At 68.9% G+C, this 23,306-nt stretch carries 21 protein-coding genes and 1 tRNA gene; 12 read left to right on the top strand and 10 right to left on the bottom strand.

Annotated elements, in window-relative coordinates:
* Nucleotides 1-32 precede the first annotated feature (32 nt).
* The 9 genes from IEZ05_RS12805 to rpmH all read right to left on the bottom strand — a co-directional run bounded on the left by IEZ05_RS12805 (nucleotide 33) and on the right by rpmH (nucleotide 7,027).
* Complete coding sequence (locus IEZ05_RS12805) at nucleotides 33-650, bottom strand: GNAT family N-acetyltransferase (RefSeq protein WP_189230180.1); 618 nt, start codon at nucleotides 648-650, stop codon at nucleotides 33-35.
* Nucleotides 651-977: 327 nt separating this feature from the next.
* Nucleotides 978-2,069, bottom strand: coding sequence for a ParB/RepB/Spo0J family partition protein (locus IEZ05_RS12800; protein ID WP_189230179.1), 1,092 nt, complete (start codon nucleotides 2,067-2,069; stop codon nucleotides 978-980).
* Entirely contained in the window at nucleotides 2,066-3,139 is a 1,074-nt protein-coding gene (locus IEZ05_RS12795) for a ParA family protein (protein WP_189230178.1), read from the bottom strand. The genes IEZ05_RS12800 and IEZ05_RS12795 overlap by 4 nt, the downstream gene beginning before the upstream one ends.
* 332 nt (nucleotides 3,140-3,471) lie before the next feature.
* A complete protein-coding gene (rsmG, locus tag IEZ05_RS12790; protein WP_189230177.1) occupies nucleotides 3,472-4,191 on the bottom strand; it encodes a 16S rRNA (guanine(527)-N(7))-methyltransferase RsmG in 720 nt (239 codons plus the stop codon).
* A 125-nt stretch (nucleotides 4,192-4,316) separates the two neighbouring features.
* A complete protein-coding gene (locus IEZ05_RS12785; RefSeq protein ID WP_189230176.1) occupies nucleotides 4,317-4,829 on the bottom strand; it encodes a Jag family protein in 513 nt (170 codons plus the stop codon).
* Nucleotides 4,830-4,844: 15 nt separating this feature from the next.
* Nucleotides 4,845-6,122, bottom strand: a complete 1,278-nt coding sequence (gene yidC, locus IEZ05_RS12780; protein WP_189230175.1) for a membrane protein insertase YidC — start codon at nucleotides 6,120-6,122, stop codon at nucleotides 4,845-4,847.
* Between the two features lie 3 nt (nucleotides 6,123-6,125).
* Nucleotides 6,126-6,500, bottom strand: coding sequence for a membrane protein insertion efficiency factor YidD (gene yidD, locus IEZ05_RS12775; protein ID WP_161166775.1), 375 nt, complete (start codon nucleotides 6,498-6,500; stop codon nucleotides 6,126-6,128).
* The gene (rnpA, locus tag IEZ05_RS12770) at nucleotides 6,497-6,868 is read right to left on the bottom strand and encodes a ribonuclease P protein component (RefSeq protein ID WP_189230174.1); all 372 of its coding nucleotides are present in this window, start codon (nucleotides 6,866-6,868) and stop codon (nucleotides 6,497-6,499) included. The genes yidD and rnpA overlap by 4 nt, the downstream gene beginning before the upstream one ends.
* Nucleotides 6,869-6,889: 21 nt before the next feature.
* Nucleotides 6,890-7,027, bottom strand: coding sequence for a 50S ribosomal protein L34 (rpmH, locus tag IEZ05_RS12765; RefSeq protein WP_003975051.1), 138 nt, complete (start codon nucleotides 7,025-7,027; stop codon nucleotides 6,890-6,892).
* Between the two features lie 377 nt (nucleotides 7,028-7,404).
* On the opposite strand from rpmH, the gene dnaA reads away from it, so the two are divergent.
* The 10 genes from dnaA (at nucleotide 7,405) to IEZ05_RS12715 (ending at nucleotide 20,850) form a co-directional block, all read left to right on the top strand.
* Nucleotides 7,405-9,366, top strand: coding sequence for a chromosomal replication initiator protein DnaA (gene dnaA, locus IEZ05_RS12760; protein WP_189230173.1), 1,962 nt, complete (start codon nucleotides 7,405-7,407; stop codon nucleotides 9,364-9,366).
* Nucleotides 9,367-10,446: 1,080 nt separating this feature from the next.
* On the top strand, nucleotides 10,447-11,577 hold the full coding sequence (gene dnaN, locus IEZ05_RS12755; protein ID WP_161163705.1) for a DNA polymerase III subunit beta: 1,131 nt from the start codon (nucleotides 10,447-10,449) through the stop codon (nucleotides 11,575-11,577).
* 197 nt (nucleotides 11,578-11,774) lie between these two features.
* On the top strand, nucleotides 11,775-12,650 hold the full coding sequence (gene gnd, locus IEZ05_RS12750; RefSeq protein WP_189230172.1) for a phosphogluconate dehydrogenase (NAD(+)-dependent, decarboxylating): 876 nt from the start codon (nucleotides 11,775-11,777) through the stop codon (nucleotides 12,648-12,650).
* A gap of 36 nt (nucleotides 12,651-12,686) precedes the next feature.
* Entirely contained in the window at nucleotides 12,687-13,808 is a 1,122-nt protein-coding gene (recF, locus tag IEZ05_RS12745; RefSeq protein WP_189230171.1) for a DNA replication/repair protein RecF, read from the top strand.
* The gene (locus tag IEZ05_RS12740; protein ID WP_189230170.1) at nucleotides 13,805-14,368 is read left to right on the top strand and encodes a DUF721 domain-containing protein; all 564 of its coding nucleotides are present in this window, start codon (nucleotides 13,805-13,807) and stop codon (nucleotides 14,366-14,368) included. Before recF ends, IEZ05_RS12740 begins: the two co-directional genes overlap by 4 nt.
* Nucleotides 14,369-14,793: 425 nt before the next feature.
* A complete protein-coding gene (gyrB, locus tag IEZ05_RS12735) occupies nucleotides 14,794-16,854 on the top strand; it encodes a DNA topoisomerase (ATP-hydrolyzing) subunit B (protein ID WP_189230169.1) in 2,061 nt (686 codons plus the stop codon).
* A gap of 42 nt (nucleotides 16,855-16,896) precedes the next feature.
* The gene (gene gyrA, locus IEZ05_RS12730) at nucleotides 16,897-19,491 is read left to right on the top strand and encodes a DNA gyrase subunit A (protein ID WP_189230168.1); all 2,595 of its coding nucleotides are present in this window, start codon (nucleotides 16,897-16,899) and stop codon (nucleotides 19,489-19,491) included.
* A gap of 18 nt (nucleotides 19,492-19,509) precedes the next feature.
* The gene (locus tag IEZ05_RS12725) at nucleotides 19,510-20,229 is read left to right on the top strand and encodes a DUF3566 domain-containing protein (RefSeq protein WP_189230167.1); all 720 of its coding nucleotides are present in this window, start codon (nucleotides 19,510-19,512) and stop codon (nucleotides 20,227-20,229) included.
* A 99-nt stretch (nucleotides 20,230-20,328) separates the two neighbouring features.
* Nucleotides 20,329-20,405: transfer RNA gene (locus IEZ05_RS12720), tRNA-Ile, on the top strand.
* Between the two features lie 130 nt (nucleotides 20,406-20,535).
* Nucleotides 20,536-20,850 carry a hypothetical protein gene (locus IEZ05_RS12715; RefSeq protein WP_229869696.1) on the top strand — a complete coding sequence of 105 codons (315 nt, stop codon included), beginning with the start codon at nucleotides 20,536-20,538 and terminating at the stop codon, nucleotides 20,848-20,850.
* Between the two features lie 127 nt (nucleotides 20,851-20,977).
* On the opposite strand, the gene IEZ05_RS12710 is transcribed toward IEZ05_RS12715, so the two are convergent.
* On the bottom strand, nucleotides 20,978-21,352 hold the full coding sequence (locus IEZ05_RS12710) for a DUF6344 domain-containing protein (protein ID WP_189230166.1): 375 nt from the start codon (nucleotides 21,350-21,352) through the stop codon (nucleotides 20,978-20,980).
* A 338-nt stretch (nucleotides 21,353-21,690) separates the two neighbouring features.
* On the opposite strand from IEZ05_RS12710, the gene IEZ05_RS36325 reads away from it, so the two are divergent.
* On the top strand, nucleotides 21,691-21,819 hold the full coding sequence (locus IEZ05_RS36325; protein WP_003999697.1) for a DLW-39 family protein: 129 nt from the start codon (nucleotides 21,691-21,693) through the stop codon (nucleotides 21,817-21,819).
* Between the two features lie 145 nt (nucleotides 21,820-21,964).
* Nucleotides 21,965-23,284: a hypothetical protein gene (locus IEZ05_RS12700; protein ID WP_189230350.1), complete on the top strand. Its 1,320-nt coding sequence runs from the start codon at nucleotides 21,965-21,967 to the stop codon at nucleotides 23,282-23,284.
* Nucleotides 23,285-23,306 lie beyond the last annotated feature (22 nt).

The following is a 23,306-nucleotide window of genomic DNA, read 5'->3' as shown; positions in this document are numbered from 1 at the left end:
TCGTCTTGCAGTCCGCGGTGGGACCCGTCAGGTCACAGTGGCCGCAGCACCGGCTCCTTCTGAACGGCTCCGAGCAGCCGGTCCAGGGCCATCTCCACGTCTTCCTTCCACGACAGCGTGGACCGCAGCTCCAGCCTCAGCCGCGGATGGTAGGGATGGGGCCGGACCGTCTTGAAGCCCACGGCCAGCAGATGATCCGCCGGCAGCACACAGGCGGGCTCCTTCCAGCGGGCATCCCCGAAGGCCTCGATCGCCTTGAAGCCCCGCCGCAACAGATCCTTGGCGACCGTCTGCACCATCACCCGACCCAGCCCCTGACCCTGATAGCCCGGCATCACGAAGGCCGTCATCAACTGCACCGCGTCGGGAGCGACGGGACTGGTGGGAAACGCCGCCGAGCGCGGAACGTAGGCAGGAGGGGCGTAGAGCATGAAGCCCACCGGTACGTCGTCGACGTAGACCACCCGCCCGCAGGACCCCCAGTCCAGCAGGACAGCGGAGATCCAGGCCTCCTTCTCCGTGGCGGACGTCCCCGCTGTTACCGCGGCTTCGCCGCTGACGGGGTCCAGCTCCCAGAAGACGCACGAGCGACAGCGCTGGGGAAGGTCCTGAAGGTTGTCCAGCGTGAGCGGTACGAGCCGACGCCCCATGAAGGCTGATCCTCGCTTCCTTCGCCCGTCGCGTCGCGGGCGGCTGTGAGAGCACTCCGTTCCCTGAGCAGGCTGCCGATGAACCCACCGACCGCGCCCAGCCCCAATCCCGCGCTCACCAGTCCGGTGCGGCTCATCCTTCGCATGGCCCCTGCCTGCCTCTCAGAGGTGCTGCCGGGTGATTGCGCCATCTCCCTCGCATCGTATCCACATGCGAGGGAGTGGGCACCGGCGAAAGGCAAAGGGCGGGCCGTGTTCCGGTAGGCACCGGACACAGCCCGCCCCTCGGCAACCGGAGCACCGTCAAGTGATCCACCTGCCCGAAGATCAGGACTCGGTTTCCTCGTCCTCCTCGGCCCCGAGGCCCTTCTGCAGGACGGGGCCCTCGCCGGGAGCGAGGCTTCCAAGAATCCGTTCCAGATCTTCCATGGAGGCGAACTCCACGGTGATCTTCCCCTTCTTCTGCCCCAGGTCGACCTTCACTCGCGTCTCAAAGCGGTCCGACAGCCGGGTCGCCAGTTCGGACAGCGCCGGAGAGACGAGAGCACCGGCACGCGGCCCCTTGGCCCGCTGCGGCTTCTGCGGCCGGGAGCCCATCAGCGTCACGATCTCCTCGACCGCCCGTACCGAGAGCCCCTCGGCCACGATGCGGTGAGCCAGCCGTTCCTGCTCCTCCGAGTCCTCGACGGAGAGCAACGCCCGAGCATGCCCGGCGGAGAGCACTCCGGCGGCCACGCGGTTCTGCACCTTCGGGGACAGCTTCAGCAGACGCAACGTGTTGGACACCTGCGGACGGGACCGGCCGATGCGGTCCGCCAGCTGGTCGTGCGTGCAGTTGAAGTCCTTCAGTAGCTGGTCGTAGGCGAAGGCCTCCTCCAGCGGATTCAGCTGGGCGCGGTGCAGGTTCTCCAGCAGAGCGTCCAGGAGGAGCTGCTCGTCCTCCGTGGCCCGCACGATCGCCGGGATGGCCTCCAGCCCCGCTTCGCGGCTGGCCCGGAGACGACGCTCACCCATGATGAGCTCGTAGCGCCCGGGACCCGTCTGCCGGACGACGACCGGCTGAAGGAGACCGACCTCCTTGATGGAGGTCACCAGCTCGGCGAGGGCGTCCTCATCGAAGACCTTGCGGGGCTGCCGCGGGTTCGGAGTGATCGAGTCCAGGGGCACTTCCGCGAAGTGGGCCCCCAGGGGAGGCGCGGGCATGCCCGCCGATGCCGACTCCCCTGTTTCACGTGAAACAGAGGTCAGCGTGGCCAGCTTCGCCGCCGCGACTCCCCGGTCGCTGGGCAGCACGGGCGCCGCCGACGGGGAAGCGGACGTCGCATTCCCCAGGGCTGCCGAGGCCACCGACTTCTCGGTCGGGGCTGCGGGAATCAGTGCGCCGAGACCACGGCCCAACCCCCTTCGTCGCTCACTCACTGGATCCCCTCCACCATGTTCGGGTCGTTCTGTGCGCCGAGGTGTGCCTGAGCCGGGTCGTAATTGACCCCGACACCCCTGAGCGCGATCTCGCGTGCCGCCTCCAGGTAGGAGAGGGCTCCACTCGATCCTGGATCGTAGGTCAGGACGGTCTGCCCATAACTCGGGGCCTCGGAGATACGGACCGAGCGCGGGATGCTCGTCCGCAGCACCTCTTCTCCGAAGTGGCTGCGCACCTCGTCCGCGACCTGCGACGCCAGCCGCGTCCGGCCGTCGTACATGGTGAGCAGGATCGTCGATACATGCAGGGTGGGGTTGAGATGCCCCCGCACCAGGTCGACGTTCCGCAGCAGCTGGCCCAGTCCCTCCAGCGCGTAGTACTCGCACTGGATCGGGATCAGCACCTCCTGGCCCGCGACGAGTGCGTTGACCGTCAGCAGGCCGAGGGAGGGCGGGCAGTCGATGAGGATGTAGTCCAGCGGCTGCTCGTACGCCTGGATCGCCCGCTCCAGCCGGCTTTCCCGTGCCACCAGGGAGACCAGCTCGATCTCCGCACCCGCCAGGTCGATGGTGGCGGGCGCGCAGAAGAGGCCCTCGACATCGGGAACCGGCTGAACGACCTCGGAGAGCGGCCGGCTCTCGACCAGCACGTCGTAGATGGACGGCACCTCGGCGTGGTGGTCGATCCCCAGCGCGGTGGACGCATTGCCCTGCGGGTCGAGGTCGACGACCAGAACGCGGGCCCCGTGCAGCGCCAGCGACGCGGCGAGATTGACGGTCGTCGTCGTCTTGCCGACGCCGCCCTTCTGGTTGGCGACCACGATCACGCGGGTCTGCTCGGGCCGTGGCAGGCCCTCGCCGGCTCGCCCGAGAGCCTCCACCGCCAGTTGGGCAGCTCGACCGATCGGAGTGTCGTCCATCGGAGGCGGCGTTTCACGTGAAACATCCGCCCCCATCGACTCGGTGCGGGGACCGGGGACCGGATCGGTCATCGGTCCCGCGATGTTGGCGTCGGACCGCAAGGATTCACTCTCCTCGACTTCAGGCTCGCAATGAACAGAGCCTCCCATGCCTGCGGGGTCGTGAACCAGTGAGGCCTGACGTTCTGTGGAGAAATCCACCTCTGTGGACAACTCCGTACCCCGCAAGAGGGTCGAATCCTCGGGAGAGTCCGGTTCCTCAGCAAGAGAACCGAGGGGCCTCCGGTCGCGAGGTTCGGCCGCGGTGCGACCGCGACTGATGATGCCGTGCAGCAGTGAGCGACGTTTCACGTGAAACACGATGCACAGCACCCGAGGGCGAACCGCCGCGACACTCCGGCATGCGTAGGCGGGGAGGCTTGTGTGGAGTACGCCGTCTCGTCAGGACGGGGACGTCGGGACGGATCAGCGCCGCCGCACGCTCATCCGCGTCGTCGGCGTGCCCGTCCGGTCCGGGCCGCCTTGGCCCGCTTGGCGGCGAAGCGCACACCTCCGGGGCTCTCCCCGACCTCGACGCGCACCACAGTGGACTGGGGATCCACGACGCCTTCACCCACATGCAGGATCGACGTCTCCACTGCACCCAGCTTGCTGAGCGCCGTGGCCGCGGCCTTGAGCTCCTCCTCGGCCGTGTCGCCCTTGAGGGCGAGCATCTCTCCGTAGGGGCGCAGCAGCGGAATACCCCAGGTGGCCAGGCGGTCCAGCGGCGCGACAGCACGGGCCGTCACCACGTGCACCGGCGGGACCTTGCCCATGACCTCCTCGGCCCGGCCACGCACAACGGTCACATGGTCCAGGCCCAGCAGCTCCACCACCTCGGTCAGGAAGTTGGTGCGCCGCAGCAGCGGCTCAAGGAGCGTGATCTTGAGGTCGTCGCGGACGAGCGCCAGCGGAATGCCTGGCAGCCCGGCGCCCGAGCCGACATCGCACACCGTCACCCCCTCGGGCACGACCTCCGAGAGCACCGCACAGTTCAGCAGGTGCCGCTCCCACAGGCGCGGGACCTCACGGGGACCGATCAGGCCTCGCTGCACTCCCGCCTCGGCGAGCAGCTCCGCATAGCGGACCGCATCCGCGTAGCGATCACCGAACACCTCACGTGCCTGCTCGGGCACAGGGGGAAGCTCCGCTGCCTCCGTCACGGGGGGACCGTCCTTCCGTACCGCATCCGCGCCCAGGCGCCGATGCCAGAACCACCAGAACTATCAGGCTGACAAAATTCGGCCCCGCCTGCGCAACAGACGGGGCCGGAGAACGTGGGAACCGATCAGGCGGGAAGCACGACGACGAAGCGCTGCGGCTCCTCGCCCTCGGACTCGCTGCGCAGTCCCGCGGACTTGACCGCGTCGTGCACGACCTTGCGCTCGAACGGCGTCATCGGCTGCAGCCGCACGGCCTCGCCGCTGCTCTTGGCCTCTGCCGCGGCCTTCGCCCCCAGCTCGGAGAGCTCGGCGCGCTTCCTGGCCCGGTAACCCGCGATGTCGAGCATCAGCCGGCTGCGGTCCCCGGTCTCCCGGTGCACGGCCAGGCGCGTGAGCTCCTGCAGAGCCTCCAGCACCTCACCGTCCCGGCCGACCAGCTTCTGCAGATCACGGCTGTTCGTGTCGCTGATGATCGAGACAGAGGCACGGTCGGCCTCGACGTCCATGTCGATGTCGCCGTCCAGGTCGGCGATGTCGAGCAGACCCTCCAGGTAGTCCGCCGCGATCTCGCCCTCCTGCTCGAGGCGAGTCAGGGTGTCTGCACCCTCGGCAGCGGCGGAGGTGGTGCCTTCCGTCACGGGATGGACTCCTTCTTACTTCTTCGACGGGGACTTGGGCCGCTGCGGGCCCTTGCGCTGTCCGGACTGGGCCTTGCTGCGGCCACCGCCGCCGGGCTTCTGAGCGGACTTCTTGGCGGCGGGCTGGGTGCCCGGCTTGGCGTCCTCCGGCTCGTCGGACTTGGTGAGCGAGGTCTTCGGCTCGGCCTCGCCGGCCGCCTTCGTGGACTGCCGCTGGGACTTGCTCTGCCGCTTGGGCTGCTGACGCTTCGGCGTGCCCGTCGCGACGGGAGCACCGTCCTCGGTCTGCACGGCGACGGGTGCATCGCTCTTCACCACGGTGCCGTCGGGCTGGGCCGCCAGACCCGCCTTGTTCAGACCGTTGATGAACTTGCGCTCGAACTCGTTGCGGTCCCGGCCCTTGGCGACGATCGCCTTCACGATGGCCTTCTGTCCGCGGCCACGCGTCTTGCCGTGCTCGGTGACGTGCTTGTGCAGGCGCTCCAGGTAGGCGGCCTGGGCCTTGGAACCCGGGGTCGGGTTGTTGCGGATGACGTACATCTGCTGGCCCATGGTCCACACGTTGGTGGTGAGCCAGTAGACGAGGACACCGACCGGGAAGTTGATGCCGAAGACGGCGAACATGACCGGGAAGACGTACATCAGCATCTTCTGCTGCTGCATGAACGGCGTCTTCACCGTCGTGTCGACGTTCTTGGTCATCAGCTGGCGCTGGGTGAAGAACTGCGACGCCGACATCAGGACGATCATGATGGCGGTGACGACGCGGACGTCGGTGATGGAGGACCCGAGAGCCTCCACCTTCGACGCACCGTCGGTGAACTTCGCCGCCAGCGGAGCACCGAAGATGTGGGCCTTCTGCGCGCTCTCCAGCAGGCGCTCGTTGATCACGCCGATGGTGTCGCCCGTCGCGATGCCGTTGAGCACGTGATACAGGGCGAAGAAGAACGGGGACTGCGCCAGGATGGGAAGGCACGAGGAGAGCGGGTTGGTGCCCGTCTCCTTGTACAGCTTCATCATCTCTTCGGACTGACGCTGCTTGTCGTTCTTGTAGCGCTCCTGGATCTTCTTCATCTCCGGCTGGAGCGTCTGCATCGCACGCGTCGACTTGATCTGCTTCACGAAGAGCGGGATCAGGCAGATGCGGATCAGAATCACCAGGGACACGATGGACAGGCCCCAGGCCCATCCCGTGTCAGGGCCGAAAATGGCGCCGTACACGCTGTGGAACTGGACGATGACCCAGGAGACAGGTGTCGTGATGAAGCTGAAGAGGCTGGCAATCGTGTCCACTAATCATGCTCCTTGGGCATGGGACTGGGTCTCTGCGGCCGGGCTCGAAGGACTGGACGGACTCGTGGGAGAAGTCTGTCCCTCGATGGCCGGTTCGGCGGCGGAGGGCCCGCCCCTGCGTGCACGCCAGGCGTCACGCAGCATTTCGTGCCACCGCGGGCGCTTGCGCGGCGGAACATGGTCCACCCCGCCCAGCGACCACGGATTGCACCGCAGGATGCGCCAGGCGGTGAGTGCCGTTCCCTTGATGGCACCGTGCCGGTCGATGGCCGTGTAGCCGTAGTGGGAGCACGACGGGTAGTACTTGCAGACCGGCCCGAGCAGAGGACTGATCGTCCACTGGTAGAGCTTGATCAGAGCCAGCAGCGGGTACTTCATCGCGCGCCCCCTCCCAGTAGCCGCTTCAGGGCGGCGTCCAGGTCTTGGGCCAGCTGTGCATGGTCGGCGTCACCCGCACCGGGCAGCGCTCGTACGACTACCAGGCTACCGGGGGGAAACAGGTCGACCCGGTCGCGCATCAGATGGCGAAGCCTGCGCTTCACCTTGTTGCGCACCACCGCGCCACCCACGGCTTTGCTCACGACGAAACCCGCACGTGTCGGGGGAGCGCTCTCCCCAGGCGCGTGCGGGTCCGTGGCACCGCTTCGAAGGTGGACGACGAGAGCCGGGCGGCCGGCCCGGCGGCCTCGTCGTACCGCGGTCGCGAAGTCCTCGCGCCGCCTCAGCCGGTTCTCGGTGGGCAGCACGATGTCATGACCTGACCGGGATCAGGCGGACAGACGGGCGCGACCCTTGCTGCGGCGGGTCGCGAGAATCGCGCGGCCGGCACGGGTGCGCATACGCAGCCGGAAGCCGTGGGTCTTGGCGCGACGACGGTTGTTCGGCTGGAAGGTGCGCTTGCTCACTCGGGGGCTCCAGAAAGAATCGGGGTTGGCGGGGTGCCGTCCTGGCTGTCACCGTGCGCCCACGAGTAGCTCTCGTCACGCCCGAGTGCACCGCTTTTTCGATCACCTTGGACGTGACCTGTGCCCATCGGAGGCAGGCGGCAGCAGCCATCGACAACTCGACCTGGTTACGGTACGTGAGACTGCGCCATTCGGTCAAACCAGAGGTGACCGAGGCACACTTGTCCACAGGCTGGGGACAACGACTTGAACCCTACCCGTCGCGCTGACTACCGTGACTGAACTCCGATTCGTTCCCTTATCCCTGCCCCACCCGAGTTTCATCCCGACCCGTCCCCGAATCACACCTTCGAGGGACTCGTGAGAGAGCGTGCCCTGTGGCTGACGTACCTGCCGATCTTGCCGCAGTGTGGCCACGCGTACTGGAGCAGCTCCTGGGAGAGGGCCGCGGGCAAGGGGTCGAATCGAAGGACGAGCACTGGATCCGCCGCTGCCAGCCCCTGGCACTGGTCGCCGACACCGCCCTCCTCGCCGTACCCAACGAGTTCGCGAAGGGCGTGCTCGAGGGCCGGCTCGCCCCCGTCGTCAGCGAGACGCTGAGCCGGGAGTGCGGCCGCCCCATCCGCATCGCGATCACCGTCGACGACACCGCGGGCGAACCCCCAGCGCCGCCGGCACCGCCCGCCCGCCCCCAGCCGCGCTACGAGGAGCCCGAGCTCCCGTCCCCCGGCCAGGGAGGAAGCGGAGCGGGCCAGAGCGGCCAGGGAACCCACAACCGCGACGACTACGAGGGATACGGCCGCCACCGCGCCGACCAGCTCCCCACCGCCCGCCCGGCCTACCCGCAGGAATACCAGCGTCCCGAGCCCGGCTCCTGGCCCCGCCCTTCCCAGCAGGACGACTACGGCTGGCAGCAGCAGCGCCTCGGCTTCCCGGAGCGGGATCCCTACGCCTCGCCGCAGCAGGACTCCTACGGTCCGCCCTCCCAGGACGGTTACCCGCAGGACTCCTACCCCCAGGACTCCTACGGCCAGGAGCCGTACCCCCAGGACGCGTACCCGCAGGACCGGCGTGCCCAGGACCGCCGCCCGCAGCCGCCGGAGCGCCCCCCGTACGACCCCCAGCGCACCGACTACGACCAGCCCCGCGGCGACTACGACCAGCGCGGCGCCCGGCGCGACCTTCCCGAGCCGCCGCCCGGCTCCGGCCATGTCCACCGCGGCGGTCCCGTCGGCCCCGGTCCCGCAACCGGCGCCCCGGGCCCGCTGGCCGCGCAGCCCGCACCGGCGACCGGCCCCGGCGAACCCACCGCGCGCCTCAACCCGAAGTACCTCTTCGACACCTTCGTCATCGGCGCCTCCAACCGCTTCGCCCACGCGGCGGCCGTGGCCGTCGCCGAAGCACCCGCCAAGGCGTACAACCCCCTCTTCATCTACGGAGAGTCCGGGCTCGGCAAGACGCACCTGCTCCACGCGATCGGGCACTACGCGCGCAGCCTCTACCCCGGCACGCGCGTGCGGTACGTGAGCTCGGAGGAGTTCACCAACGAGTTCATCAACTCCATCCGCGACGGCAAGGGCGACAGCTTCCGCAAGCGCTACCGAGAGATGGACATCCTGCTCGTCGACGACATCCAGTTCCTGGCGGACAAGGAGTCGACGCAGGAGGAGTTCTTCCACACCTTCAACACGCTCCACAACGCCAACAAGCAGATCGTCCTGTCCTCCGACCGGCCGCCCAGGCAGCTGGTGACGCTCGAGGACCGGCTGCGGAACCGTTTCGAGTGGGGCCTGACCACCGACGTCCAGCCGCCCGAACTGGAGACGCGCATCGCGATCCTGCGCAAGAAGGCGGTACAGGAACAGCTCAACGCCCCGCCGGAGGTGCTGGAGTTCATCGCCTCCCGCATCTCGCGCAACATCCGCGAGCTGGAGGGCGCGCTGATCCGGGTCACCGCGTTCGCGTCGCTCAACCGGCAGCCGGTCGACCTGGGCCTGACCGAGATCGTCCTCAAGGACCTGATCCCCGGCGGCGAGGACTCGGCCCCCGAGATCACGTCCACGGCCATCATGGGCGCCACCGCCGACTACTTCGGCCTCACCGTCGAGGACCTGTGCGGCACCTCCCGCGGGCGCGCCCTGGTGACGGCGCGCCAGATCGCCATGTATCTCTGCCGCGAGCTGACGGACCTCTCGCTGCCGAAGATCGGCGCGCTGTTCGGCGGCCGGGACCACACCACGGTGATGCACGCCGACCGCAAGATCCGCAATCTGATGGCCGAGCGGCGCTCCATCTACAACCAGGTGACGGAGCTGACCAACCGCATCAAGAACGGCTGACGGCCGCCGGCAAGCGCCGGAACGCGTCCTGGAGGCGCCCTCTGGAGAGCCCTGGGGGCGCCTTTTCCGTGCCCCGGAGCCGGCGCGGGGGACCCCCCAAACACGCGCGAGGAAGCTCCCGAACCCGATGCGGGAAGCTCCGGAGCCGGCGCAGGTGAGCCTCGGGAACCGGCCCAGGTGCACCTCGGAACCGGCGCAGACGAGCCTCGGACGCCGCGCACGGGAGCCCCAAACGCTGCCCGGAGAGCCCTCCGAAGCGCCGGACAGCTCCCCGCGCCGGCTCCGCCCCGGACCTCCGCTGTTCGAATACGTGCCGGGTTACGGCCTCTCTCCACAGATTCGGCGACTTTTTCCCCTCCACAGCTTGGGGACCGGGAAGTTGTCCCGATCCTGTCCACAGGCTGGGGTGTTGAGGAATGATCAGGGCAGGTCAGCCCCTTGTGGATCCGTGGACAAAAGATCTCCACAGGCTGTGGACAACGGAAAGGCCCCCAGCCCGCGCGTCAAGTTGTCCACCGGCAACCCACAGGCTGGAGCCGGTTGTCCCCAGCGATCACCGGCTTCTCCACATGGCTGTCCACTGTTCGGCAACCCGACGCGGCTTCTCACCGCCCCGAGTGAAAGGCGTCACACCAAGGTGCCTGATTGGGCTGTGGGAAAGGTGGGTAAACCTGGGGACGGCGCTGGGGAGAAGTCGCCCCTCCCTGTGCACGGCGTGTGCAGAACTTTCTGTTCTCCACAGAGACGCCCGGTTGTCCACCGGCTCCGCCCACAGGCCCCGTGGACAAAATTCCTGCTCTGACCTGCGGAAACAGGGTTATCCACGGTATCCACAGGCCCTACTACTACTCCCGACTAGAGAGAGAGCGGGAATCGTTTCGAAGCGGGGCCTGTGCACAACTCGCTGTCTCGACCCCGACCGCGCCTCGTCGCGACTTGACCCCGAAGGGCACCTACTGTCAGTGCGGTGCGTCAGACTGGTCCCCGGTGTTCTGCCCCTCGACGGGGCCGGCGACACCGGGTCAGACGACGAAGGCGAAGCAGGGCGAGAAGCGCCGGCAACAGCAGGAGGCGGCAACAGTGAAGATCCGGGTGGAACGCGACGTACTCGCGGAGGCAGTGGCCTGGGCGGCTCGCAGCCTCCCGGCCCGTCCGCCGGCGCCGGTCCTCGCGGGCCTGCTGCTGAAGGCCGAGGAGGGGCAGCTGAGCCTGTCCAGCTTCGACTACGAGGTCTCCGCGAGGGTGTCGGTGGAGGCGGAGGTCGAGGAGGAGGGCACGGTCCTCGTCTCCGGCCGGCTGCTCGCCGACATCTCCCGCGCCCTGCCCAACCGTCCGGTGGAGATTTCCACAGACGGTGTACGGGCGACGGTGGTCTGCGGCTCCTCGCGCTTCACCCTCCACACCCTGCCGGTGGAGGAGTACCCGGCCCTGCCGCAGATGCCGAACGCCACGGGCACCGTCCCCGGCGAGGTCTTCTCCGCGGCCGTGCAGCAGGTCGCCATCGCCGCCGGCCGTGACGACACGCTGCCCGTCCTCACCGGTGTGCGCATCGAGATCGAGGGCGACACGGTGACGCTGGCCTCCACGGACCGTTACCGGTTCGCCGTCCGCGAGTTCCTGTGGAAGCCGGAGAACCCGGAGACCTCCGCGGTCGCGCTGGTGCCCGCCAAGACGCTCCTGGACACCGCCAAGGCGCTGACCAGCGGCGACCAGGTGATCCTGGCGCTGTCCGGGTCGGGTGCGGGTGAGGGCCTGATCGGTTTCGAGGGCGCGGGCCGCCGGACGACGACGCGTCTGCTGGAGGGCGACCTCCCGAAGTACAAGACGCTGTTCCCGACGGAGTTCAACAGCGTCGCCGTGATCGAGACCGCCCCCTTCGTGGAGGCCGTCAAGCGGGTGGCCCTGGTCGCCGAGCGCAACACCCCGGTGCGGCTCAGCTTCGAGCAGGGCGTGCTCATCCTGGAGGCCGGCTCCAGCGACGACGCACAGGCTGTGGAAAGGGTCGACGCGCAGCTCGAGGGCGACGACATCTCGATCGCCTTCAACCCGACGTTCCTGCTGGACGGCCTGAGCGCGATCGACTCGCCGGTGGCCCAGCTGTCCTTCACGACGTCCACGAAGCCGGCGCTGCTCAGCGGCAGGCCCGCGGTGGACGCCGAGGCGGACGAGGCCTACAAGTACCTGATCATGCCGGTGCGGCTGAGCGGCTGAGCGGTTGAGGCCGTTCGGGTTGTCCACAGGCTGAGGGCAAAGCCCCAGGTGGGGGCATACGCATGAGCGCGTATGCCCACAGCTGTGCACGGGGTTGCGGGTTTAGGCTCGTACGCGGGTACGAAAGTGCCGCGGCACGCATCCGCCGGGTGCGGACGTGCCGCCACGCCACCTCGCAGACCTAAGGAACGCAACTGATGGAGCTCGGTCTCGTCGGCCTCGGCAAGATGGGCGGCAACATGCGCGAGCGGATCCGCCGCGCGGGCCACACCGTCGTCGGATACGACCGCAATCCGGATCTCGCGGATGTCCACAGCCTCGAAGAGCTTGTGGGCAAGCTCAGCGCCCCCCGCGTGGTCTGGGTGATGGTCCCGGCCGGTGAGCCCACCCAGGCCACCGTCGACCAGCTGGGGGAGCTGCTGGAGCCCGGCGACGTCGTCGTGGACGGCGGGAACTCCCGCTGGACGGACGACGAGAAGCACGCCGAGGAGCTGGCCGCCAAGGGCATCGGCTTCGTGGACTGCGGTGTCTCCGGCGGTGTCTGGGGTCTGGAGAACGGCTACGCGCTGATGTACGGCGGCGACGCGGAGAACGTCGCCAAGGTGCAGCCGGTCTTCGACGCCCTCAAGCCGGAGGGTGACTTCGGTGCCGTGCACGCCGGCAAGGTGGGCGCGGGCCACTTCGCGAAGATGGTCCACAACGGCATCGAGTACGCGATGATGCAGGCCTACGCCGAGGGCTGGGAGCTGCTGGAGAAGGTCGACTCCGTGGAGAACGTCCGCGAGGTCTTCCGGTCCTGGCAGGAGGGCACGGTCATCCGTTCCTGGCTGCTGGACCTGGCCGTCAACGCGCTCGACGAGGACGAGCACCTGGACGAGCTGCGCGGTTACGCACAGGACTCCGGTGAGGGACGCTGGACCGTGGAGGCCGCGATCGACAACGCGGTGCCGCTGCCGGCGATCACGGCGTCGCTGTTCGCGCGGTTCGCGTCCCGGCAGGACGACTCGCCGCAGATGAAGATGATCGCCGCGCTGCGCAACCAGTTCGGCGGTCACGCGGTGGAGAAGAAGTAAGCAACACCCGAAGGTTGGGGAGGTCGGCGAACGACCATGCACGTCACGCATCTGTCGCTGGCCGACTTCCGCTCGTACGCCCGGGTCGAGGTCCCGCTGGACCCGGGCGTCACCGCCTTCGTCGGCCCGAACGGGCAGGGGAAGACGAATCTCGTCGAGGCGGTCGGCTATCTGGCCACCCTCGGCAGCCACCGGGTCTCCTCGGACGCGCCCCTGGTGCGCATGGGTGCCGACCGGGCGGTGATCCGGGCGCAGGTGCGGCAGGGCGAGCGGCAGCAGCTGATCGAGCTGGAGCTGAACCCGGGCAAGGCCAACCGTGCCCGGATCAACAGGTCGTCGCAGGTCAGGCCGCGTGACGTGCTGGGCATCGTGCGGACCGTGCTGTTCGCGCCCGAGGATCTCGCGCTGGTCAAGGGGGACCCCGGTGAGCGGCGCCGTTTCCTCGACGAGCTGATCACCGCCCGTTCCCCGCGCATGGCCGGGGTGCGCTCGGACTACGACCGGGTCCTCAAGCAGCGCAACACCCTGCTGAAGTCGGCCGCGCTCGCCCGCCGGCACGGGGGCCGCACGATGGATCTGTCCACGCTCGACGTCTGGGACCAGCACCTGTCCCGGGTGGGTGCCGAGCTGCTGGCGCAGCGTCTGGACCTGATCGCCGCAGTGCAGCCGCTGGCCGACAAGGCGTACGAGCAGCTGGCGCCCGGCGGTGGACCGGTGGCGCTGGAGTACAAGCCGTCGGCGCCCGGCGAGGCGCACACGCGCGAGGACCTGTACGAGCAGCTGATGGCCGCGCTCGGCGAGGCCCGGAAGCAGGAGATCGAGCGGGGCGTCACGCTGGTCGGCCCGCACCGGGACGACCTGGTGCTGAAACTCGGCCAGCTGCCCGCCAAGGGGTACGCCTCCCACGGTGAGTCGTGGTCGTACGCGCTGGCGTTGCGGCTGGCGTCGTTCGACCTGTTGCGGGCCGAGGGCAACGAGCCGGTGCTGGTGCTCGACGACGTGTTCGCCGAGCTGGACGCGCGGCGCCGGGAGCGGCTGGCCGAACTGGTGGCGCCCGGTGAGCAGGTGCTGGTGACCGCCGCGGTGGACGACGACGTGCCGCACGTGCTGGCGGGGGCGCGGTACTCCGTGGCGGAGGGGACGGTGGAGCGCGTATGAGCGCGGACGGACCGGTCCCCGGGAACTCCGAGGGCGAGCGGGGCAAGGGCGGCGGGGCCGCCGAGCCGTCGGGTGTGGATCTGGCACGGGTGGCGCTGAGGGCGGCGCGGGAGGCGGCGCGCGCGCGGGGGGACGCGGCGCAGCAGAAGCGTCAGGCGCGGCGCGGTGGGCTGCGTTCCGGTGCGCGCGCGGACGGTCGTGATCCGATGGCGCTGGGTTCGGCGATCAACCGGCTGATCACGGAGCGCGGGTGGGAGACGCCGGCCGCGGTGGGCGGTGTGATGGGCCGCTGGCCGCAGATCGTGGGTGAGGACGTGGCCAAGCACTGTGTGCCGGAGCGGTACGACGAGGACGAGCGGGTGCTGGTCGTCCGGTGCGACTCGACGGCCTGGGCGACGAATCTGCGGCTGCTGGCGCCGACGCTGGTGGCCCGGCTCAACGAGGACCTCGGGCACGGCTCGGTGCGGGTGATCAAGGTGCACGGTCCGGGTGGTTCCGCCCGGCGTTACGGTCCTTTGCGCGCGCCGGGCAGCAAGGGCCCCGGGGACACCTACGGGTGACCCGTCCGCCCGCCCTGCGGGTTGGTGAGGTACATCACATTCACAGGCGTCGAAGGTCGGTGCGGACCGTCGGTGCCCGGTGCGGCGTCCCACCGCACACGGTTGCGAATCCCGATCTGACTCCCAAGTAGCCAAGGGTTGACGCCTCGAAGCGCTGAGTGCCGTCGTGAGCCTCTTGAGGACCCCTTCCGCATATCGGGAGTCGGGAGAGCCTCGTTCAGGGCGGCACATGCGAACTCAGGCACCGGCAAACCCCCATCAGTGTCAGTGCTACCGGTAGAATGGAAGACAATCCCGCCCCGAACGTGGGGACCGTCCGGGACAAGCTGAGCAACGCTGATCAAGGCTTACCAACGCAACATGCCGCAGCCGCTCCGGCAACCCGCCGACGAGCCCGGCTCGTGCTGTGCCAGAAAGGGCGCTTCGTGGCCGATTCCGGCAACCCCAACGAGAACAACCCGTCCACCGACACCGGCGTGAACGACCCGGTGAGCACCGCCGACGGCGAAGCTCCCGCCTCGTACGACGCCAGTGCCATCACCGTCCTCGAGGGTCTGGACGCGGTCCGCAAGCGACCCGGCATGTACATCGGCTCGACCGGTGAGCGGGGCCTGCACCACCTGGTGCAGGAGGTCGTGGACAACTCCGTCGACGAGGCGCTGGCCGGTCACGCGGACACCATCGACGTGACGATCCTCGCCGACGGCGGTGTCCGGGTCGTCGACAACGGCCGTGGCATCCCGGTGGGCATCGTCCCGTCCGAGGGCAAGCCCGCCGTCGAGGTCGTGCTGACCGTGCTGCACGCGGGCGGCAAGTTCGGCGGCGGCGGTTACGCGGTCTCCGGTGGTCTGCACGGCGTGGGTGTCTCCGTCGTCAACGCCCTCTCCACGAAGGTCGCCGTGGAGGTCAAGACCGACGGCTACCGCTGGACGCAGGACTACAAGCTGGGTGTGCCCACGGCACCGCTCGCTCGGCACGAGGCCACCGAGGAGACCGGCACGTCGGTCACCTTCTGGGCCGACGGCGACATCTTCGAGAGCACCGACTACTCCTTCGAGACGCTCTCCCGGCGTTTCCAGGAGATGGCCTTCCTCAACAAGGGCCTGAAGATCAACCTCACCGACGAGCGCGAGTCGGCGAAGGCCACCGCCGGCGCGGACGAGGCGGGCGAGGACGAGAAGCACGAGGTCAAGACCGTCTCGTACCACTACGAGGGCGGCATCGTCGACTTCGTGAAGTACCTCAACTCCCGCAAGGGAGAGCTGGTGCACCCGAGCGTGATCGACCTCGAGGCCGAGGACAAGGACAAGAACCTGTCCCTCGAGGTCGCGATGCAGTGGAACGGCGGCTACACCGAGGGCGTGTACTCCTTCGCCAACATCATCCACACGCACGAGGGCGGTACGCACGAGGAGGGCTTCCGTGCGGCGCTCACCTCGCTGATCAACAAGTACGCGCGCGACAAGAAGCTGCTGCGCGAGAAGGACGACAACCTCACGGGTGACGACATCCGCGAGGGTCTGACGGCGATCATCTCGGTGAAGCTGAGCGAGCCCCAGTTCGAGGGCCAGACCAAGACGAAGCTGGGCAACACCGAGGTGAAGACCTTCGTCCAGAAGGTCGTCTACGAGCACCTGGCCGACTGGCTCGACCGCAACCCGAACGAGGCCGCGGACATCATCCGCAAGGGCATCCAGGCGGCCACCGCGCGCGTGGCGGCCCGCAAGGCGCGTGACCTGACCCGCCGCAAAGGCCTGCTGGAGTCGGCGTCGCTGCCGGGCAAGCTGTCCGACTGCCAGTCGAACGACCCGACCAAGTGCGAGATCTTCATCGTCGAGGGTGACTCCGCCGGCGGTTCGGCCAAGTCCGGCCGCAACCCGCAGTACCAGGCGATCCTCCCGATCCGAGGCAAGATCCTCAACGTGGAGAAGGCGCGCATCGACCGGATCCTGCAGAACCAGGAGATCCAGGCGATGATCTCCGCGTTCGGCACCGGCGTGCACGAGGACTTCGACATCGAGAAGCTCCGCTATCACAAGATCATCCTGATGGCGGACGCCGACGTCGACGGCCAGCACATCAACACCCTGCTGCTGACCTTCCTGTTCCGCTTCATGCGGCCGCTGGTCGAGGCCGGGCACGTGTACCTGTCGCGTCCGCCGCTCTACAAGATCAAGTGGGGCCGGGACGACTTCGAGTACGCGTACTCGGACCGCGAGCGCGACGCGCTGATCGAGATGGGCCGCCAGGCCGGCAAGCGCATCCGCGAGGACTCCGTGCAGCGCTTCAAGGGTCTCGGTGAGATGAACGCCGAGGAACTGCGCATCACGACCATGGACCAGGAGCACCGCGTGCTCGGCCAGGTCACGCTCGACGACGCCGCGCAGGCCGACGACCTGTTCTCGGTGCTGATGGGCGAGGACGTCGAGGCCCGCCGCGCGTTCATCCAGCGCAACGCCAAGGACGTCCGCTTCCTCGACATCTGAGTCGGTCTCAGCTGACCGCACCAGGAAGGACCTTCACCAGCAATGACCGACGAGAACACCCCTGTGACGACGTCCGAGGGCGACGCCCTGGCGATGCGTGTCGAGCCCGTCGGGCTCGAGACGGAGATGCAGCGCTCCTACCTCGACTACGCGATGTCCGTCATCGTCTCGCGTGCGCTGCCCGACGTCCGTGACGGCCTCAAGCCCGTCCACCGCCGGGTGCTGTACGCCATGTACGACGGCGGCTACCGGCCCGAGCGCGGCTTCTACAAGTGCGCCCGCGTCGTCGGCGACGTCATGGGCAACTACCACCCCCACGGCGACAGCTCCATCTACGACGCCCTGGTCCGCCTCGCCCAGCCCTGGTCGATGCGGATGCCGCTCGTCGACTCCAACGGCAACTTCGGCTCGCCGGGCAACGACCCGGCGGCGGCCATGCGGTACACCGAGTGCAAGATGGCGCCGCTGTCGATGGAGATGGTCCGCGACATCGACGAGGAGACCGTCGACTTCACGGACAACTACGACGGCCGCTCCCAGGAGCCGACCGTCCTGCCCGCCCGCTTCCCGAACCTGCTGATCAACGGCTCGGCCGGTATCGCGGTCGGCATGGCGACCAACATCCCGCCGCACAACCTGCGCGAGGTCGCGGCCGGCGCCCAGTGGTACCTGGAGAACTACGAGGCCTCGCACGAGGAGCTGCTGGACGCGCTGCTCGAGCGCATCAAGGGCCCCGACTTCCCGACCGGCGCCCTGGTGGTGGGCCGCAAGGGCATCGAGGAGGCCTACCGCACCGGGCGCGGCTCGATCACCATGCGCGCGGTGGTCGAGGTCGAGGAGATCCAGAACCGCCAGTGCCTGGTGGTCACGGAGCTGCCGTACCAGACCAACCCCGACAACCTCGCGCAGAAGATCGCCGACCTGGTGAAGGACGGCAAGATCGGCGGCATCGCGGACGTCCGCGACGAGACGTCCTCGCGCACCGGCCAGCGCCTGGTCATCGTGCTCAAGCGGGACGCGGTCGCCAAGGTCGTCCTGAACAACCTGTACAAGCACACCGACCTGCAGTCGAACTTCGGCGCCAACATGCTGGCCCTGGTCGACGGTGTGCCGCGCACCCTCTCCCTGGACGCGTTCATCCGGCACTGGGTGAACCACCAGATCGAGGTCATCGTCCGGCGGACGAAGTTCCGCCTGCGCAAGGCCGAGGAGCGCGCCCACATCCTGCGCGGTCTGCTCAAGGCCCTGGACGCCATCGACGAGGTCATCGCCCTGATCCGGCGCAGTGACACCGTCGAGATCGCGCGCGGCGGCCTGATGGACCTCCTGGAGATCGACGAGATCCAGGCCAACGCCATCCTCGAGATGCAGCTGCGGCGACTGGCGGCCCTGGAGCGGCAGAAGATCGTCCAGGAGCACGACGAACTCCAGGCGAAGATCAACGAGTACAACGAGATCCTCGCCTCGCCGGTCCGTCAGCGCGGGATCGTCAGCGCGGAGCTGGCGGCGCTCGTCGAGAAGTACGGCGACGACCGCAAGACCAAGCTGATCCCCTACGAGGGCGACATGTCCATCGAGGACCTGATCGCCGAAGAGGACATCGTCGTCACCGTCACGCGCGGCGGCTACATCAAGCGCACCAAGACCGACGACTACCGGGCCCAGAAGCGCGGCGGCAAGGGCGTGCGCGGCACGAAGCTCAAGGAAGACGACATCGTCAACCACTTCTTCGTGTCCACCACCCACCACTGGCTGCTGTTCTTCACCAACAAGGGCCGTGTCTACCGGGTCAAGGCGTACGAGCTGCCCGACGCCGGCCGGGACGCGCGCGGCCAGCACGTGGCGAACCTGCTGGCCTTCCAGCCGGACGAGACGATCGCCCAGATCCGCGCGATCCGCGACTACGAGGCGGTGCCCTACCTGGTCCTGGCCACCAAGGCCGGCCTGGTGAAGAAGACGCCGCTGAAGGACTACGACTCCCCGCGCTCGGGCGGCGTGATCGCCATCAACCTGCGCGAGCAGGCGGACGGTTCCGACGACGAGCTGATCGGAGCCGAGCTCGTCTCGGCCGAGGACGATCTGCTGCTGATCAGCAAGAAGGCGCAGTCGATCAGGTTCACCGCTTCGGACGACACTCTGCGTCCCATGGGCCGTGCCACCTCGGGCGTCAAGGGCATGAGTTTCCGCGACGGGGACGAGCTGCTCTCGATGAATGTTGTTCGAGCCGGTACGTTCGTGTTCACTGCCACCGACGGCGGGTACGCGAAGCGGACCTCCGTCGACGAGTACCGCGTCCAGGGTCGCGGCGGCCTCGGCATCAAGGCCGCCAAGATCGTCGAGGACCGCGGGACGCTCGTGGGCGCGCTGGTGGTCGAGGAGAACGACGAGATCCTCGCCATCACACTCTCGGGCGGTGTGATTCGTACGCGAGTCAGCGAAGTCAGGGAGACGGGCCGTGACACCATGGGCGTCCAACTGATCAATCTGGGCAAGCGCGATGCCGTCGTGGGTATCGCGCGCAACGCCGAGGCGGGACGCGAGGCGGAGGAGGTCGACGGCGATGTCGTCGTCGACGAGGCCGCCGAGGGTGCCGCGACCACCGGCACGGACGAGGGTGAGGCGCCCTCGGCCGAGTAGCACGAGGAGAGAGTCATCGTGAGCGGAGCCACGGGCGCCGGATCGGCCAGTACCCCGAGAGGTACGGAGACGGACGGCGGCCGTGGCTCCGCCGCGCGTGCGACGGATCCGCACACGACTCAGCTGCGCAAGATCGACGACGGCGCGACCGGCTCGCACGCGCCTGACACTCATGGATCCCAGGGGGGAACTGTGACGGACACCAGAGGCCCGCAGACCCGGCAGTCGGCCTCGCCGCTGCCCGGGGAGCGGCAGCCCCAGCAGCCCGGCGGGCCGTACCACCCGCCGCAGGCCTACCAGACCCAGGGCGGCAACCCGTCCGCGGCCGCCGCGCGCCGCCCGCGCACCGGGGCGCGCACCACGCCCCGCGTCCGCAAGGCACGCCTGCGCGTGGCCAAGGCCGACCCGTGGTCGGTGATGAAGGTCAGCTTCCTTCTCTCCATCGCGCTCGGCATCTGCACGATCGTGGCCTCCGCGGTGCTGTGGATGGTCATGGACGCCATGGGCGTCTTCTCGACGGTCGGCGGCACGATCTCCGAGGCCACCGGCTCGAACGAGTCAAACGGCTTCGACCTGCAGTCCTTCCTGTCGCTGCCCAACGTGCTGATGTTCACGACGATCATCGCGGTCATCGACGTCGTCCTCGCGACGGCTCTCGCCACGCTCGGCGCCTTCATCTACAACCTCTCCGCCGGCTTCGTCGGCGGTGTCGAGCTGACGCTCGCCGAGGACGAGTGATCCGCGCGGGCGGTCCCACGACAACCGATTTTGGGACTGCCCGCCTCGTGCGCTAATCTTCAGGAGTCAGCGCGCGGGACACACACCGCAGAGCGCGGCGGGGCTATAGCTCAGTTGGTTAGAGCGCATCCCTGATAAGGATGAGGCCACAGGTTCAAATCCTGTTAGCCCCACCAGCGAGAAGACCCCCAGTCGATACCGACTGGGGGTCTTTGACGTTCACGGCTCCTCTTCACTGCACTCGCGGGTCACTCCCGGACGACCTAGCCTGAAATGTAGGGGCTCGAGTGAAAAGGGAGCCGTGACATGCACTTTGTCCTGCTCGCGACCCACGATCCGGAAGTCTGTCCGACCGCCAACGCGACAACGCGTGATCTGATGCTCAAGACCGCTCCCGACATGCCGAACCTCGCCCAGAAGGCAGGCGTCGACATCGTGGCCGGTCCCTTCGTGAACCGTGAGCACACGATCGTCGTGGTGGTGCAGGCCGACAAGGCCGAGAATGTCGACCGCTTTCTGGTGGAGGCTCGCCTCCCCCACTGGAACCGCGTCCGTGTGCTGCCGTCGCTGACCATGGAAGAAGGTCTCGCCGACATCCAATCGCAGACGCCGATCTTCTGAACCGACCGCCCGCACGGCGACGGCCCGGCTGCTCTGTCGAGCGGCCGGGCCGTTTCTCGCGTGCGGTGCGTACGCAATACGCCGTGACGTCAGGGTCGGATGGCGGGGGCGCGGTGCGCCGGGCCGCTCAGCGCTGGAGCGGGACGGTGTGCTGCTGAGCCGGGGACTCGGCGGTGTCGCACTGGGTGCCGGCGGCCGGCAGGGTCGTGACGGCCGACGCGGTGTCCGCGAGCGGACGGTGCCGGCAGCTGGGGGCCTTGCCGTGGGCCTCGGCGTGGATGCGCTGTTTCATCGTGGGGGGCAGGGCCCCTGCTCGGGACCAGGACCAGGGTGCTGCCGCCGCCGGTTCCGCCGACGCGGGCGCGGTCTCCGTGTTGCTGTGCGTCTCGGTCTGCGGTACGGCCGCCGCGGCGGTCGTCGTGACGAATCCGAGCGCCGTGCACAGCGCGAGGAAGGCGGTGACGATGGCGGTCCACAGCTTCATGACCTTGTTCCGGGCCATGGCCCCTCACTTTCGGGTCGGGCGATTTGCGTACTTTCCTCATGATGTGTATGTGGGCCGCGAAGTGGTGGACCCGGGCCCGTGGCGCCGCGATGTTCAGATGAACACCACCCGTTTGGCCTCAAAGAGGCCGAAAAGGCTCGAATCAGGGAGAAGTCTGGGCGAAAGTCACCGTCCGTGGAGGTGTGATCACCCTCCGATCGGAACGGTTCGGTCCGTATCTACTGGGTTCCACCGACGGGCAGTTGAGGGCCGACTCAGATCACCGATCGGTATCGGCCGGTGTGTATAGTCGGGCGCCAGAGGTCCCCTACGTCAAGGAAAGACGAGGTCGCGCGGTGAAGAAGCTTCTCCTGGTCGCACTGGCCGCCATCGGCGGGCTCCTCGTGTACCGCCAGATCCAGGCGGATCGCGCCGAGCAGGATCTGTGGACGGAGGCGACTGACTCCGTGCCCACGGGTTCGTGAGTACGACCGACATCCGGTCCTGAGCAGACCCCGGCCGTCATCGCGGTCGGGGTTTTGTGTTGTCCGGACCGGGCGCGGAGACCACCGGGCGCGCGGCAGGATGGGCCACGGTCCGTGCGACGGTGAGCGCGAGGGGTGGCGGCTGATGGTGCGGTGGTGTACGGCTCGGTGGCGAGGCGGGTCAGGACGTGGCCGCCCACCGGGGCCGGTGCGTCTGGCCGTCGTCACCGCGGTGCTGGCCACCACCTCCGTCCTGCCGGGCGGGACGGCCCTGGCGGCCGGGACGCCGGGCGGTTACGCCTTCGCCGAGAACGCCCAGCGGGTCGAGGGCGCGAGCGGTACCGCGGGCGCCCCGCTGCTCGAACCCGGCACGACGTACCGCAGCTCCCTGCCGAGGAGCGGAACGCTGCACTACCGCCTCGAACTCGACGCGGCCTCGGACACGTACGTCTCCGCCACCGCAGTCCCCGGCGAGGGCGACGAGCTCACCGCCGTCGACGGCATCCGGCTGTCCGTACAGGACGCCGACGGCGGCACCTGCTCCTTGGACAGCGCGAGTTTCGGTGCCGCCCGCAGCCCCCGCCCGGTCACGGCCTGGGGCGTGCGCGCGCTCTCCCCCGGCGGGACGCGATGCCAGGACCCCGGCACCTACTACGTCACCGTCGAGCGGTCCCGGCCGCAGGACTCCCCACCGGACCCCTGGGGCCTGGAGCTCACCGCCGTCACCGAATCACGCCCTGCGCACACCGGCGCCACACAGGCACCCGAGGCATGGAACTCCGCCTCGCCCGGTCCGCTCACGGGCGAGCCCGAACGCCGCCGGGGCGGCAGCGGCTTCGCCCGGGCCACGCCCGTCGGCCAGGGAGCCTGGCGCGACGACATCCGGCCCGGACAGACGCTCTTCTACAAGGTGCCCGTCGACTGGGGCCGGCAACTGTACGCGGCCGCCGAACTCGGCAGCACCGACAGCGGTTCCGGCTACGCGACCGGTGCGCTGCGCCTCGCCCTGCACAACCCCGTGCGCGGCGAGGTCGTCGACGCCGCCAAGGGGTACACCGGCCGTCGGGCCACGGCCGCCCTCGCTCCCGCGCCACCGGTGGCGTACGCCAACCGCTACGCCACCGACGACCGGGTCAGCGGCATGCGGTTCGCCGGCGACTACTACCTCGTGGTGCACCTCGCGGCCCAGGTGGCCGACGACTTCGGAGAGGGCCCCTTCCCGCTGGTCCTGCGCCTGCGGCTCGAGGGGACGGCGCAGGCCGGGCCCGGGTACGCGGGGCAGTCCGTGCCCGACGGCGTCTTCGAGGTGTCGGCCCACGACCGGCAGGCGGCGTCGGCGGACGGAGCGGACCGGGCCGGCGGCGTCGCCATGACGGTGCTCGCCGTGGGCGGGATCGGCGCCGGCAGCGTCCTGCTGGCGGGGCTCGGCGTGTGGACGGCGGTGGCCCGACGCCGGGCCGTCTGACGAGCCCCGGCGGGCCCGCGCC

Source organism: Streptomyces flaveolus, assembly GCF_014648815.1.
GTDB classification, from domain to species: domain Bacteria; phylum Actinomycetota; class Actinomycetes; order Streptomycetales; family Streptomycetaceae; genus Streptomyces; species Streptomyces flaveolus.
Note: the sequence above shows the minus strand (reverse complement) of the source record. Positions and strands in the feature narration are given on the sequence as shown.